Raw genomic sequence first — 15,315 nt, 5'->3', positions numbered from 1 at the left:
AACCAATGATCGTAGAAATGCGGACCTACACGCTTCTGCCTGGAAAACTTCGTGAATGGTTGCCGTTTTTTGAGAAAGAGCGCTTCCCGATTCAGAAAAAACATCTAGGTAATCTGGTTGGTTACTACACGACTGACACGGGTGAGCTCAATCAAATCGTTCAGCTCTGGGCGTACGAAAATTATGCTGATCGTGAAGCCCGTCGTAAGGCGCTCTGGTCTGATCCAGAGTGGACGGATCCATCCAAATCGACCATTAGCGTGATGCAGAAGCAAGAAAGCAAAATCCTGCTACCCACTGCATTTTCCCCATCTCATTTCTAAACGAGGCGACTCGCTATAGCGGTAAATGCAACAGCGACGACAGAGGAAATGCAGAAATGATGCTTAAAGCTCTGGGTTATTTGGGAGTCGATACTACCGACTCCTCTGGTTGGAAGGATTACGGCTCTCGCTTTCTTGGGCTTCAGCTTACCGAAACGGTGAGTGATGGTATGTCCTTCAGGATGGATGACCGTAAACAACGTTTGACAGTCAACGAAGCGAACCGCAACGGCCTTGGCTTCATGGGATGGGAGGTTGCCGACGCTGCGGCTCTGGACCAATTCGCTATGCGTTTGGAACAGGCACAGGTACGCGTCAATCGTGGGTCGCGCTCCCTTTGTGAGCAAAGGCAGGTTCGGGACTTGATTGTTTTTTCAGATCCCATTGGCAATCGCATTGAGGTCTATCACGGATTGGCTGAGGCAGGAACGCCCTTCATTCCAGGACGTACGATGCAAGGTTTCCGGACTGGGGACATGGGCATTGGCCATGTGGTCCTCACCGTACCAAGCGCCAAGGATATTTTGCCGTTTTACCGTGACCTTTTGGGTTTTCATCTGAGTGACTATTTCGAGCGACCGTTCAAGGCGATCTTCCTGCATCTAAACCAACGTCACCATAGTCTGGCAATTCTGGAAACGGGCAAGGTTGGTATCCACCACCTCATGTTTGAAACCTTGAGTCTTGATGACGTCGGACAGGCCTACGACTTGGCGTTGGTGGATGAAGGGCGAATTGCAACGACGTTGGGAAGGCATACGAACGATCAGGTGGTTTCATTCTATGCGAAGAGCCCATCCGGGTTTCTGGTTGAGTGCGGTTGGGGCGGGCTGGTTATTGATCCCGAAACGTGGGAGCCCTATGAAGTCGTCCACGGGCCCAGTTTCTGGGGGCATGACCGCAACTGGCTGCCTCCAGAAGGCCAGGAAGAGGCTAGACGTATCAGGATGGCCGCCGCTCAAGATGGTGCACGTGCCAACGTAAACGTAATTGAAGGGTTGTACAACGCGACGCGAAAGTGATCCGTGTCAGCGTGCAGCATGAGTGAAAAATAACTCCGCTATCAATAACAAAATGGAGAATTCAAATGACTAATAAAATGCGTGCCGCTCGGCTTCACGATATCGGTTCCCCGATGAGTGTGGACGAAATCGATATTCCTACTCCTGACAGCGATGAAGTGCTTGTACGAGTAGAGTCGTGTGGTGTCGTGCCCAACCTTGGGAACGTGATCAAGAACTATCCAACCTGGTTTCCAGATCTGCCGCTGCCGAAGTTACCTGCCATTTTCGGTTTGGACCCTGCCGGTACCGTTGTCGGGGTCGGAAAACGCGTTTTCAACTTTAAAGAGGGCGATAGGGTTTATGTAAATCCGGCTCGGTTCTGTGGCACATGCCGCTGCTGCCGCAAGGGTGATCCCCTGAGCTGCGAGCGCTTCGGCTACTCGGGTTATTTCGGTTTTTCGCCCGAGGCGAATGATCTTTTGAAGCACTACCCCTACGGTGGCTTCTCGCAGTTTATGACAGCTCCCCAATATAGCCTTGTGAAGCTGCCAGATAATGTAACGTTCGATCAGGCGGCGCGGTTCGGGTATCTGGGAACGGCGTACGCTGCTCTTAAGCGTGGTAAAGCGGGCCCTGGTATGACTGTGTTGGTCAACGGTGCAAGCGGGACTCTTGGTCTTGGCGCTGTGCTATTGGCGCTAGCGCTTGGCGTCACTCGTATCTTTGCTGTCGCCAGGGATAAGGCGCTTCTGGAGCAAGTTCGCCAGTTAGCCCCTCAGCGAATCGAAACATTCTCAACGTCTGACGGCAACTCCTTGTCAGAGTGGGCCTTTTCTAATACCAACGGAGCAGGGGTTGATCTCGTTGTCGACACCTTGGGGCCGGGAGCGCCTGCAAGCGCAGTCACTGATGCGATCGATTGCCTGCATCGTGGTGCGCAAGCTGTGCATGTGGGTGGTGTGTCTGAGTTGGTTCCGATGAATCTGTTCAAGCTAATGGCAGCCCAGGTTCAGTGGCTGGGTTCTAACTGGTTCACAGCCGGCCAGGGACAGGATATTGCTGACATGGCGGAGCGAGGCGTTCTCGATCTGTCGGTATTCGAGACGACTGGTTTTGGGCTGAGCCGCATCAACGAAGCCTTGGATTCCATAGCCGGGCGACATGGTGGATTCACTAATTTCGTTATAAACCCGCAAGCGTAAGTGCGCTCCCTACGGCCGATTCAACATCGGCCGCAGGGATTCCAGAACAATCATTGACGAGAAAATGCCAGCGCCTCAGGCTAATATTGTTCTTGCATGCTAGTATGTGAGTAGGCATGATGATTTCACCAACAACAAAAGCGTACGCATGACGACGAGCGCTACTCGCCCTTTTTAGGGTATCGATGCAGCCTTCACTGCATTCGACTTGGGCCGTCGTTAGTGTGCCGAAAACCTTCGGGTTTTTTAGCGCATGACAAGGTGCATGGCTATGAGCGTTTTCCTCCACTGTCTGTCACACACACCTCTGGTCGGCTTAGTCGACCCTTCCCCCGATGTTCTGGCAGAAATTAATGCCGAGATTAATTCGGCCCGTCAGCAGATCGAAGCTTTCGATCCTGAACTTGTAATCCTGTTTGCTCCTGACCATTACAACGGTTTCTTTTACGACATCATGCCGTCCTTTTGCATCGGTACTGCTGCAGAAGCCATCGGCGATTTTGGATCTGCTGCGGGTGTCATCTCAGTGCCAGCTCGGGAAGCTGAGGAACTCGCTTTTGCGGTGTTAGCTGCGGGAGTAGATGCTGCAGTTTCTTATCGCATGCAGGTCGATCACGGTTTCGCCCAACCACTCGATTTTCTGCTAGGCGGGTTAGATCGGTATCCCACGATTCCGATTTTCATCAATTGCCTTGCGCGCCCCATGCCGAGTTTTCAGCGGGTTCGAATGTTCGGTGAAGCAGTGGGCGCTTATGCCGCCAAAACCGACAAGCGTGTTCTGTTTCTGGGATCTGGCGGTTTGTCTCATCAGCCCCCGGTACCCGAGCTGGCAACTGCAAACTCGCACTTACGAGAGCGTTTGTTAGGTGGAGGCAGGAACCTGCCGCTAGATGAGCGGGAGGCGCGCACGCAGCGGGTTATCAACGCGGCCCTGCTCTTTATCGATGATCAGAATTCCCTGCATCCGCTAAACCCGACATGGGATCGCTATTTTCTCGACACCCTTCAAGCCGGCGATTTGCATGAGCTTGATGGCATCGGTGATGACGAACTCTCAGCCATAGCGGGCAAATCCACTCACGAGGTCAAAGCCTGGGTGGCTGCATTCGCCGCCATGACGGCTTATGGCTCTTATCAAACGAGTAACCGCTATTACCGACCGATCCCAGAGTGGATTGCGGGCTTCGGTGCTTTGAGCGCTCGTCCAATCGCGGATTAAGCGAATTTGAGTTTTTTCCTCTCCTGCGTCTTATCGCAAGAGCCCATCTCCTGATCATATGAGGAAGAAGAGATGACGTCTGCCAAGCAAACCTTCACCAATGAAAACACCAGCAAACTGGTTCGCGTCAAAGAAGGCGAACATGAGTTTCAACTGCACTATAACGATGCTGGTGACGGGGCTGAAACAATCATCATGCTCCACGGCTCGGGTCCTGGCGCCAGCGGTTGGGCAAATTTCAATCGCAACATCGACACGTTTGTAGACGCAGGTTTTCGCGTCATTTTGATGGACTGTCCGGGCTGGAGCAAAAGCGATCCCGTGGTCTGCACTGGCTCACGCTCCCATCTTAATGCTGCTGCGCTTAAAGGGTTTGTCAACGCACTTGGGCTTGACCGCGTCCACCTGGTAGGCAATTCGATGGGTGGCCACACAGCAGTCGCTTTTGCGTTGGACAACCCTGAGCGGGTGGGCAAGTTGGTCTTGATGGGCGGTGGTACTGGTGGAGCGAGTTCCTTCGTGCCAATGCCCACAGAGGGCATCAAGCTGATCCAGAGCGTCTACCGCGAGCCCAATATCGAGAACCTCAAAAAAATGATGAAGGTGTTCGTCTACGACAGCAGTGCGCTGACTGACGAACTATTCCAAGGCCGCCTGGATAATATGCTGAGCCAGCGCGAGCACTTGGACAACTTTGTCAAAAGTATCGACGCAAACCCTAAGCAATTTCCAGACTTCGGCCATCGCCTTGGTGAAATCAAAGCCGAGACCTTCGTCATTTGGGGGCGTAACGATCGCTTCGTCCCGATGGATACCGGACTGCGCTTGATTGCTGGTATTTCGAACTCCGAATTGCACGTTTTCAACAACTGCGGGCACTGGGCGCAGTGGGAGCATGCTGACAAGTTCAACCGCATGGTTTTGGACTTCCTCACCCATTAATCGCTTACCTGGTGTAGGGACTATGGTTCCCTCAGTCCCGACACCCAGTACCCCGATGCCCACACGCACAGCATCGGGTGATTCGTACAGCGCGCAATTACGAGGTGTCTTATGAATGTGACCCAGCAGACTCTAGAGCAATTAGCGGGAGCTTTGCGCCAGGCTGAAAGCAGTGGTGAGGCAATTGAGCCTCTACGTGATCAGATTGGTCTTGATAACCGGGAAGCGGCGTACGCCATTCAGCGATTGAACGTGGCCCACGCCATTGCAGCTGGTCGGCGGGTCATCGGTCGCAAGATCGGCTTAACAAATAAACAGGTTCAGGCCCAGCTTGGTGTTGATCAACCCGATTTTGGGACGTTGTTCGCCGACATGTGTTATGGCGATAACGAAGTCGTTCCCTTCAAAAGCGTGCTGCAGCCAAAAATTGAGGCTGAGATCGCTCTGATTTTGGAGTCCGACCTGCCTCGCGTAGATACCACATTCGCAGATGTCTTGGCAGCTACCGGCTGGGTGCTTCCTGCGCTCGAAATCGTGGGTAGTCGTATCCAAGGATGGAACATCCGTTTTGTCGATACGGTGGCTGACAATGCTTCAAGTGGAAGTTTTGTGTTGGGCGGCCCGGCACGGCGATTGGACAGTTTGGATTTGCGTGAAGCACAAATGGAAATGACCCGAAATGGTGAGTCAATTTCAATAGGTAGCGGCGCGCAATGTCTGGGACATCCATTGAATGCTGCGGTATGGCTAGCTCGCACCATGGCTCAGCTTGGTGAGCATTTGAAAGCAGGTGACATCATTCTTACAGGGGCGCTAGGGCCGATGGTGCAAGTAGCTGCCGGTGATCGGTTCGAAGCAACGATTAGCGGTGTCGGTAATGTAGCGGTGGAATTCAGCGCTGGTTGATTGTGCACCTAAGAGATGAGAGAGCAAAAAACATGAAAAAGCTCAAAGTGGCAATTGTCGGCTCCGGCAACATCGGTACGGATCTGATGATTAAGATCATGCGTAATGCCAAGCACCTGGAAATGGGCGCTATGGTTGGTATCGATCCTAATTCTGACGGACTCGCTCGAGCGGCACGCTTAGGCGTCGTCGTTACGCACGAGGGCGTAGAAGGCCTGACTAAGCTTCCGATATTTTCCGAGATCGATTTTGTCTTTGATGCGACGAGTGCCGGCGCTCACGTGAAGAACGATGCATTCCTGCGTAGCATCAAGCCAGGTATCCGCTTGATTGACCTGACTCCCGCCGCCATTGGGCCATATTGCATTCCCGTTGTGAACCTTGAGCAGAACTTAAATGCGCTCAACGTCAACATGGTCACCTGCGGTGGCCAAGCGACCATCCCGATGGTGGCGGCGGTATCGCGAGTGGCAAAGGTTCACTACGCCGAGATCGTCGCATCTATCGCTAGTAAGTCCGCTGGGCCGGGTACGCGTGCGAATATCGATGAGTTCACTGAAACCACCTCCCAGGCTATCGAGGCTGTTGGTGGGGCCGCTCGCGGTAAGGCCATCATCGTAATGAACCCGGCAGAGCCCCCTTTGATGATGCGAGATACAGTTTTCGTTCTGTCGGAAGCTGCGGATAAAGCCCAGATCGAAGCGTCGGTCGAAGAGATGGTCGCTGCAGTACAAGCATACGTTCCGGGCTATCGCTTGAAGCAAAAGGTTCAGTTCGATGAAATCTCGGAACAGGCGCCGTTGAATATTCCTGGGCTAGGAAAATTTCACGGTCTCAAGATTTCCATTTTTCTGGAAGTCGAAGGCGCTGCGCATTACCTGCCGTCCTACGCGGGCAACCTCGACATCATGACATCCGCCGCGTTGGCAACTGCAGAGCGCATGGCCCATTCAATGACGAGCGTCTGAGGAATATTCAATGAGCATCGATCTGAATAAAAAACTCTACATATCTGACGTTACTCTGCGCGACGGCAGTCATGCGATTCGTCATCAGTACAGCATCCAGAATGTTCAGGACATTGCCCGGGCGCTGGATAAAGCCAAGGTCGACTCCATCGAGGTGGCGCACGGTGACGGTCTTCAGGGCTCAAGCTTTAACTACGGTTTTGCGGCGCACACCGACCTTGAGTGGATTGAGGCTGCGGCTGACGTCATTACCCACGCGAAAATCGCGACCCTGTTACTGCCAGGCATTGGGACTGTCCATGACCTCAAGGCAGCCTACAACGCTGGCGCTCGTGTCGTTCGCGTGGCCACGCATTGCACCGAAGCGGATGTTTCCAAGCAGCATATCGAGTTTGCGCGTGAGCTAGGGATGGATACCGTTGGGTTCCTTATGATGAGCCACATGATCGAGCCGGCAAAATTGGCCGAGCAGGCAAAGCTGATGGAGAGCTACGGTGCGACATGCGTTTACATGGCTGATTCCGGCGGTGCCATGAATATGCAGGATATCCGCGATCGGTTCCGTGCTTTCAAAGCAGTGCTCAAGCCCGAGACTCACACCGGGATGCATGCTCACCATAACCTCTCACTGGGCGTAGCTAACTCCATTACCGCAGTGGAAGAGGGGTGCGACCGTGTCGACGCCAGTCTTGCTGGTATGGGTGCAGGCGCAGGCAACGCGCCGTTAGAGGTTTTTATCGCGGCAGCTGAGCGATTGGGCTGGAACCATGGCACTGATCTGTACACCTTAATGGATGCTGCAGACGATATCGTCCGACCTCTACAAGACCGCCCAGTACGTGTCGACCGTGAGACTCTGGCTCTGGGCTATGCCGGGGTCTATTCCAGTTTCCTGCGACACGCCGAAGTGGCTGCCGCAAAGTATGGCTTGAAGACCATCGACATCCTGGTCGAGCTTGGCAAACGCCGTATGGTCGGCGGTCAGGAAGATATGATCGTCGATGTCGCTCTGGATCTCTTGAAGCGTTAAAAAACGGCCGCCTTTAAAGCGGCCTTTTGCTCAATGACAACAATAACAATTGGGTTACTGATATGAACGTCTGCCAATCATTCATTGGTGATAAAGACCGGCACCGCATTTTATTTCGACCGCGTCTTTGTCTCGCAAAAACAGCTGTGTCGGCTACATCGCACCGGAGGTTAGGTAATGTCTAATCTACCGAGTAACACAGCCCGCGGCGGGCTCGTCATCACCATTGCACTTTGCTTCATGGTTGCCCTAATGGAGGGTTTGGATCTTCAGGCTCCGGGGATTGCAGCCCAGGGAATGATGTCTGCATTTAGTATAGACAAGCTCCATATGGGCTGGGTTTTTAGTGCGGGTGTGATGGGAATGCTACCGGGTGCTTTTTTGGGCGGCCGGTTGGCGGATCGATATGGACGTAAGTATGTGCTCATGGCTTCTGTCGCCCTATTTGGTGTTTTTTCTTTGGTGACAGCAGAAGCGTGGGACTTCAACTCGCTCATTGCGGCGCGTTTTCTCACCGGTGCCGGTCTAGGAGCTTCTCTGCCCAATCTCATTGCATTGACCTCAGAGGTCGCTGGTCCCAAGTTTCGTGGCACCGCAGTGAGCATGATGTATTGCGGCGTACCCTTGGGGGCAGCCGGAGCTGCGCTGTTTGGCGTTAACGATTTTGGTTTAGGGTGGCAACTGGTCTTCTATGTCGGCGGTATCGTTCCTTTGTTGATCGTGCCTTTGCTAGGAGTTTACCTACCCGAATCGAAAGCTTTTTCTGGAACGATGCAGGATACGTTAAGGATTTCAACGCTGCTTTTTGCAAAGGGCAATGCTAAACCCACGTTACTGCTGTGGGCGAGCTTCTTCTTTACATTGATGGTGACGTACATCTTGATCAACTGGCTGCCGAGCCTTTTGGTTGCTCAGGGATTCTCGGGCAAAAATGCCAGTTGGGTTGTTCTCACGATGCAGCTTGGCGCCACAATCGGCACGCTGATGCTCGGTATGTTGATGGACAGAATGCCGACTTGGGTAATGTCACTCATCATCTATATAGGCATGCTCGTAGCGTTGATGGGGCTGTACGTATCCACTACGCTGATCGGAATGCTTGTGGCTGGTTTTCTTGCGGGTATTTTCACCACTGGAGGCCAAAGTGTGTTGTATGCCCTGGCACCTTTATTTTATCCCGTAAAGGGCAGAGCTACCGGCGTCGGGACCGCCGTGGCGATAGGCAGGCTAGGTGCAATGAGTGGGCCCTTGGTCGCTGGTAAAATGCTGGCTCTTGGCACTGGCACTGCCGGTGTGATGCTCTCCTGTGTGCCAGGGATAGTGGTGGCGGCTGTATCTCTTTGCTATTTGTCGGTGGTAAAAAGTGGTACATCATTCGCGACGCCGGACTCGGACACACCGGTCGTTCAATCATCAGAAACTCAGGCTCCTACCTAGATAAATCTGATTTACGATTAATGCTCTTGCATGCTAGCATGCAAGAAATCAGGGCTCAGATTGATCGCTGCCAATCCTGAAGTCGATCCCAGGATTGGCCAGATGCTCTAGTCAGACAATAACTACAAGCCTGTCGTAATGGAGACAACAATAATGAACAATTCCCAGCACTTCGATACTGACGTTTTGGTTGTGGGAACAGGTCCTGCCGGCGCCACCACAGCACTCGCTCTAGCCACCTATGGAGTAAGAGTGCGAGTTGTCACCATGTTCAATTACTTGGCCAACTCCCCGCGTGCTCACATTACGAATCAACGGGCCATGGAGGTCTTCCGTGACCTGGGTGTTGAAGATGTAGTCAAGAAACACGCGACGCCGTGGGAGCTAATGGGAGACGCCCTAATCACCACCAGCTTGGCTGGTGAAGAGATCGCTCGGATGAGATCCTGGGGGTCAGGTGATGCACGCAAAGGCGATTACATCAAAGGCAGCCCATGCCCAATGGCTGATATCGTCCAACCGCTCATGGAACCTATTCTGGTTCAACACGCCGCTGAGCGTGGCGCGCAATTCTCGTTTAACACCGAGTACCTCAATCACGTCCAAGATGCGGACGGCGTTACGGTCACCCTCAAAGACCTGCTCACGGAGCGCGAGTACACGATTCGTGTCCGTTACTTGGTGGGAGCGGATGGCGCGCGTTCGAAAATTGTCGAGCACATAGGCCTGCCTATCGAAGGGGAGATGGCTCGAGCAGGAACTGCCTATGTTGTTTTTAACGCCGATCTAAGCCGGTACGTTGCCCATCGCCCGAGTGTGCTGCAGTGGATTGCGAATCCTGTTGCTGGCTTTGGTGAGATTGGCATGGGCTTGCTTCGCGCGGTCAAGCCTTGGAGTCAATGGATCGCCGGTTGGGGCTTCGACATGGCGAAGGGCGAACCTGATTTTTCACCAGAACATGTTCTGCAGCGTATCCGTACTCTTGTGGGTGATCCTGAACTCGAAGTAGAGATAGTCAGGAACAGCACCTGGTACGTTAATCAGGCATACGCGTCCTTCTACTCCAACGGTCGGGTGCATTGCGGCGGTGATGCCGTGCATCGTCATCCGCCATCAAGCGGGTTGGGTTCGAATACTTCGGTGCAGGACGGCTTCAACCTTGCTTGGAAACTGGCTTACGTCATTAAGGGCTACGCGAATCAATCCCTGCTGGACTCCTACACTCTTGAGCGTCAACCCGTAGGAAAACAAATTGTCACGCGGGCCAACCAATCACGAGCGGATTACGGGCTTTTCAAAGAATGCTTCAAAATGAACCAGGGCGTGGACACCGTCGACAAATTGCTTAAGCGTATGCGCGAACCGACTGCGGAAGGCGCGAAAACTCGCGAGCTTCTTCAGAAGGCTCTCGAGCTCAAGGAATATGAGTTCAACGCTCAGGGCGTAGAGCTGAATCAACGCTATGAATCCGATGCAGTTGTTGTTGACGAGGCCGCCGGTGAAGAGGTTTGGGCTCAAGATAAACAACTCTTCCTGCAAGCGACTACTCGGCCTGGTGCGAAGATTCCCCATGCCTGGCTCGTCGATAAAAACGGACTGAGGACGTCAACACTTGACGTAACAGGCAAGGGCAAATTCTCTCTGGTCACCGGTCTTTCCGGTCAGGCCTGGGTCAGTGCAGCGAAGGAACTCAATCTTCCCTATCTACGCACAGTCGTGACAGGTGAAAAGGGTACTGCTGACGCCTATTTCGATTGGCAGCGCGTGCGAGAGATTGACGAGGCTGGAGCGATCCTGGTTCGCCCTGATGGCTACATTGCATGGCGTCAATCGGAGGCAGTTTGGAGCGTTGAGGGGGCGATTACTCAACTTCAGGGTGCTTTGGAGAAAGTCCTGGGTACAGCCTGATTTTGAAGGGGCCTAGTGTGCCCCTTTTATCAGTTTTTCGCAGACCTAACGCTTAAGGCTGTCGCAAGAGGCAGTGAGGGGATCGATCGTATGCAGCATATTGTTGGTAAGAATTTCATCGCAGGAAGTCGCAGTGGTATAGGCGCTGCTTCATTACGCAGTATCGAAGCAGCTACCGGTGAGGAATTGGATTGCGTTTTCTTCCAGGCAACACCTCAAGAGGTGGACGAAGCGGCCTGTGCAGCTCAGGATGCCTTTCCTATTTTTCGAAACCTTTTGCCATCTAGAAGGGCTGAGTTTTTAGAAGCAATCGCAGAAGAGCTCGATTTCCTGGACGATGACTTCATCTCCATCGTTAGCCGGGAAACGGCACTACCTGCGGCGCGAATCCAGGGCGAGCGAGCTCGTACGAGCAATCAAATGCGGATGTTCGCGAAACTTTTAGGTAGAGGCGATTACCTCGGGGCTCGTATCGATCGTGCTTTGCCAGAGCGTAAGCCCGCTCCTCGAGTTGACCTTCGTCAATATCGAATTGGGGTCGGACCCGTTGCGGTATTTGGAGCAAGTAACTTTCCACTGGCGTTCTCGACCGCCGGTGGTGATACCGCTGCAGCATTGGCAGCAGGTTGCCCGGTAATCGTAAAAGCTCACAGCGGACATATGGCCACGGCCGATCTTGTGGGGTGCGCGATTGAGCGCGCGGCAAAGCGCACCGGAATGCCTCAAGGTGTTTTCAACATGATTTTCGGCTCAAGGGTCGGCGAAGCCCTGGTTAAGCACCCGGCTGTTCAAGCAGTTGGTTTTACGGGTTCACTGTCAGGTGGTACCGCACTCTGCAAGATTGCCTCTGAACGTGCCCAGCCTATTCCGGTGTTCGCCGAGATGTCGAGCATCAACCCTGTGTTCGTACTTCCTGAGGCACTTAAGATCCGTGGCGCAGCAATCGCCAATGAGCTTGGTGATTCAGTGACGCTGGGGGCAGGGCAGTTCTGCACTAATCCTGGTTTGGTTATTGGTTTGAAATCGCCAGAGTTCTCGCGCTTCATTGAGTATTTAGTACATCGGCTTAGCCAAGCTCCCGCCCAGACCATGCTTAACGCTGGAGGATTAAGCAGCTATAGCCAAGGCGTCCATAAGCTGCACGCCCACTCAGGAGTCACGCATCTTGCTGGTAGACCTCAAGCCGCCGGTGTGGCTGAGGCCCAACTTTTCAAGGCCGATGCGGCGCTGTTGATAGACGGCGATTCCTTACTTCAGGAAGAGGTATTTGGGCCGACCACTATATTGGTGGAAGCTGCAAATACTCATGAGCTGCGATCTGTCTTAAAAGCGATTCGGGGGCAACTAACAGCCACCCTGATCGCTGAAGGTTCTGACTTGTCAGAGCATGAGTGGTTGGTGCCAATGCTCGAAGAGAAGGTGGGGCGTATTCTTGTTAACGGCTATCCCACGGGAGTCGAGGTATGCGATGCGATGGTGCATGGCGGGCCATTCCCTGCTACATCAGATGCTCGGGGAACCTCAGTAGGGACGGCCGCCATAGATCGATTCCTGAGGCCAGTGTGCTATCAGAATTATCCAGATGCTCTTCTGCCTGACGCGCTAAAAAATGCGAATCCTTTGGGCATAAATCGTCTGGTCGATGGTGTTTGGTCACCTGCCGCAATCTAGAATTTTAAGCGTTTCTGAGCCCATAGGCACGCCTGATTACAAACTTGGCGTGCCGCGATTGGGCGCCATCCTTAAAGCAGATGACGAATACATGGTAGCCGACCGGTAGCGATCTTCCTGACCTCGACGCCATACGCGGCTTCACTTCATGAACTATCTAAAATACTGGACGAATTGGACACTAATTTGCGCTTTTTCTAGTGTTTTTTTGAAAGGATGATGTCTGGCAATTCCAACCTGAACCCGGGGAAAAGACATGATAGAGCTGCGCCCATTTGATCAACTTGGTAGCGATCACCACGGGTGGCTGAACGCGAAACATCACTTTTCATTCGCGAGCTACTACGATCCTAATCGCATGAACTGGGGGCGCCTGCTTGTCTGGAACGACAACATAATTGCGCCCAATTCAGGCTTTCCTTCTCACCCCCACAAGGATATGGAAATCATAACCTACGTTAGCGAAGGGGCGATTACCCACCAGGACAACTTAGGTAACAGAGGGCGAACGGTTGCTGGAGACGTCCAGGTCATGAGTGCCGGCACTGGTATCGCCCATAGTGAATACAATCTTGAGCCAGGTGTCACCAAGACCTTCCAGATATGGATCCAGCCAGACCAGGCCGGTATGCCGCCATCTTGGGGGACACGTCCGTTTCCTAAGGGTGTTTCAGCAGGGCGTTTCGTGACCTTGGCCAGTGGGCTCGAAGGGGACGGGGACGCGTTGCCTATTCGCTGTAACGCGCGTCTTGTTGCAGCAACGCTGCAAGAGGGCCAGAGCGCCCGCTATGCAATCGACCCTCTTCGCTTAGCATATTTGGTCGTGGCCAAGGGCAGCATGAAGTTGAATGATAAAATTCTGAAGGAGGGCGATGGTGCGGCCGTTAGAGATGAAAGCCTCCTGGACTTCAATGCTCTTGAGCACAGCGAAGTCGTAATGGTGGACATTGCGTGAAATAGGTCGCCGCCGAAATCGTGTCATACAGGGTCAGCTTTTGTACTTGCATGCTAGAATATTAGTAGTGCATCATCACTGCGCATAAAAATAATAGATTGCATGAGAGATAGGCTGATCTGATCCTCCTTAGCTAAGGATTGTCTCACTCGCGGGACAACGGACTCGGTTCAGTACCCCACACAACTCCTGTGAGTGGATCGTCTTTTCATGCGTTTCAGAGAGAACCTAGAGCGCTCCAACTGCGCCGTACAAGGTGTCTACAGATGACGTCTCACAACGCTCGCTGCTTACTCACGACATCAGTAAAGTTCTCCACTGTGTATTCTGCTTTATGGAACGCTGAGCCAGCGTTGCATAACCTCAGCACTTCGCACGAAAGGTCGATCGAGCAGCCCCCCGCAAGCCCTCGAAAATATTTGCCTAGCCAGGCCTCTGCTTCCTCTCTAGCCCCGTTCACCTAAACCAGAAGATATCTACGCGGTGGCTGCTCATCCAGCCGCATGGTGCGTTCTTATCTTGGTATGGAGATATACGTGAAAATCGGTATTCCTCTCGAAACTCTGACGGGTGAAACGCGGGTGGCTGCCACCCCGGAAACCATCAAGAAGCTGATCGGCCAGGGCCATAAGGTCACTGTTCAAAGCGGCGCAGGCATTACCGCCAGCATCGTCGACGGTGCCTATGAAACGGCAGGCGCAACTATTGGCAGCGCCAGCGAAGCGTTTGGCGCCGAGCTGATTCTCAAGGTGGTTGCTCCCAGCGACAGCGAACTGGCGCTGATCAAAAGCGGCACCGTATTGGTGGGCATGCTCAACCCGTTCAGCAACGAAACCATCGCCAAGCTGGCAGAGCGAGGCATTACCGCCTTCGCGCTCGAAGCTGCGCCACGCACCTCGCGCGCCCAAAGCCTCGACGTGCTGTCGTCACAGGCCAACATTGCCGGCTATAAAGCGGTGTTGCTGGCAGCCCATCACTACCCACGCTTCATGCCGATGCTGATGACTGCCGCCGGCACCGTCAAAGCCGCGCGCGTGCTGATCCTCGGCGCGGGTGTCGCCGGCCTGCAGGCCATCGCCACGGCGAAACGCCTGGGCGCCGTGATCGAAGCGTCTGACGTGCGCCCTGCCGTAAAAGAGCAGATCGAGTCCCTCGGCGCCAAGTTCGTCGACGTGCCCTACGAAACCGATGAAGAGCGTGAATGCGCGGTCGGTGTTGGCGGTTACGCACGCCCGATGCCGTCGAGCTGGATGCAGCGTCAGGCCTTGGCCGTGCATGAACGCGCCAAACAAGCGGACATCGTCATCACCACGGCGCTGATCCCGGGCCGCAAAGCCCCGACCTTGCTCAGTGCCGAAACCGTCGCACAAATGAAACCGGGCTCGGTGGTCATCGACCTCGCCGCTGCCCAAGGTGGCAACTGCCCGCTGACCGTCGCCGACCAGGTCGTGGTGGAAAACGGCGTGACCATTTGCGGCCCGACCAACTTGGCCGGTGCCGTCGCCGCCGATGCTTCTGCTTTATATGCGCGCAACCTGCTGGACTTCCTGAAGCTGGTCTTCACCAAGGAAGGGCAGTTTGAAATCAACCTCGAAGACGACATCGTCGCCGCGTGCCTGATGTGCCGCGACGGCCAAGCCATCCGCAAAAACGCCTAAGCAGGGATTCAGACGATGGAAGAGCTTATCTCCCCCGGTATCTACAACCTGATCATCTTTGTGCTGGCGATTTATGTCGGTTACCACGTGGT

At 53.8% G+C, this 15,315-nt stretch carries 13 protein-coding genes and 1 pseudogene; all 14 read left to right on the top strand.

Features of this window, described 5'->3' with window-relative positions; all coding sequences use genetic code 11:
• Positions 1 to 5: 5 nt before the first annotated feature.
• A complete protein-coding gene (locus J1G34_RS12020) occupies positions 6 to 323 on the top strand; it encodes an NIPSNAP family protein (RefSeq protein WP_017138683.1) in 318 nt (105 codons plus the stop codon).
• Between the two features lie 56 nt (positions 324 to 379).
• Positions 380 to 1,345 carry a VOC family protein gene (locus J1G34_RS12015; RefSeq protein WP_058422015.1) on the top strand — a complete coding sequence of 322 codons (966 nt, stop codon included), beginning with the start codon at positions 380 to 382 and terminating at the stop codon, positions 1,343 to 1,345.
• A gap of 65 nt (positions 1,346 to 1,410) precedes the next feature.
• Positions 1,411 to 2,529: an alcohol dehydrogenase catalytic domain-containing protein gene (locus J1G34_RS12010; RefSeq protein WP_065892871.1), complete on the top strand. Its 1,119-nt coding sequence runs from the start codon at positions 1,411 to 1,413 to the stop codon at positions 2,527 to 2,529.
• 271 nt (positions 2,530 to 2,800) lie between these two features.
• Positions 2,801 to 3,748, top strand: coding sequence for a 3-carboxyethylcatechol 2,3-dioxygenase (locus tag J1G34_RS12005; RefSeq protein WP_065896227.1), 948 nt, complete (start codon positions 2,801 to 2,803; stop codon positions 3,746 to 3,748).
• Positions 3,749 to 3,820: 72 nt separating this feature from the next.
• Positions 3,821 to 4,690 carry an alpha/beta fold hydrolase gene (locus tag J1G34_RS12000; protein ID WP_017138687.1) on the top strand — a complete coding sequence of 290 codons (870 nt, stop codon included), beginning with the start codon at positions 3,821 to 3,823 and terminating at the stop codon, positions 4,688 to 4,690.
• A gap of 111 nt (positions 4,691 to 4,801) precedes the next feature.
• Entirely contained in the window at positions 4,802 to 5,596 is a 795-nt protein-coding gene (gene mhpD, locus J1G34_RS11995) for a 2-keto-4-pentenoate hydratase (protein WP_122462748.1), read from the top strand.
• 32 nt (positions 5,597 to 5,628) lie between these two features.
• Entirely contained in the window at positions 5,629 to 6,564 is a 936-nt protein-coding gene (locus J1G34_RS11990) for an acetaldehyde dehydrogenase (acetylating) (protein WP_017138689.1), read from the top strand.
• 10 nt (positions 6,565 to 6,574) lie between these two features.
• Positions 6,575 to 7,594, top strand: a complete 1,020-nt coding sequence (gene dmpG / locus J1G34_RS11985; RefSeq protein WP_130138018.1) for a 4-hydroxy-2-oxovalerate aldolase — start codon at positions 6,575 to 6,577, stop codon at positions 7,592 to 7,594.
• A 177-nt stretch (positions 7,595 to 7,771) separates the two neighbouring features.
• Positions 7,772 to 9,031, top strand: coding sequence for a 3-(3-hydroxy-phenyl)propionate transporter MhpT (gene mhpT / locus J1G34_RS11980; RefSeq protein ID WP_122560649.1), 1,260 nt, complete (start codon positions 7,772 to 7,774; stop codon positions 9,029 to 9,031).
• Between the two features lie 153 nt (positions 9,032 to 9,184).
• Positions 9,185 to 10,939 carry an FAD-dependent monooxygenase gene (locus tag J1G34_RS11975; RefSeq protein ID WP_222994099.1) on the top strand — a complete coding sequence of 585 codons (1,755 nt, stop codon included), beginning with the start codon at positions 9,185 to 9,187 and terminating at the stop codon, positions 10,937 to 10,939.
• Between the two features lie 90 nt (positions 10,940 to 11,029).
• Positions 11,030 to 12,610, top strand: coding sequence for an aldehyde dehydrogenase (NADP(+)) (locus tag J1G34_RS11970; RefSeq protein ID WP_222994098.1), 1,581 nt, complete (start codon positions 11,030 to 11,032; stop codon positions 12,608 to 12,610).
• Between the two features lie 256 nt (positions 12,611 to 12,866).
• Positions 12,867 to 13,565 carry a pirin family protein gene (locus tag J1G34_RS11965; RefSeq protein ID WP_058422021.1) on the top strand — a complete coding sequence of 233 codons (699 nt, stop codon included), beginning with the start codon at positions 12,867 to 12,869 and terminating at the stop codon, positions 13,563 to 13,565.
• A 536-nt stretch (positions 13,566 to 14,101) separates the two neighbouring features.
• Positions 14,102 to 15,223 carry a Re/Si-specific NAD(P)(+) transhydrogenase subunit alpha gene (locus J1G34_RS11960; RefSeq protein ID WP_122462751.1) on the top strand — a complete coding sequence of 374 codons (1,122 nt, stop codon included), beginning with the start codon at positions 14,102 to 14,104 and terminating at the stop codon, positions 15,221 to 15,223.
• A gap of 15 nt (positions 15,224 to 15,238) precedes the next feature.
• Positions 15,239 to 15,315 (top strand): annotated as a pseudogene (locus J1G34_RS11955) (NAD(P) transhydrogenase subunit alpha); the annotation flags it as partial.

This window comes from Pseudomonas sp. Wu6, assembly GCF_019891515.1.
Lineage (GTDB): Bacteria > Pseudomonadota > Gammaproteobacteria > Pseudomonadales > Pseudomonadaceae > Aquipseudomonas > Aquipseudomonas orientalis_A.
This window is presented reverse-complemented; position numbering and strand designations above follow the sequence as displayed.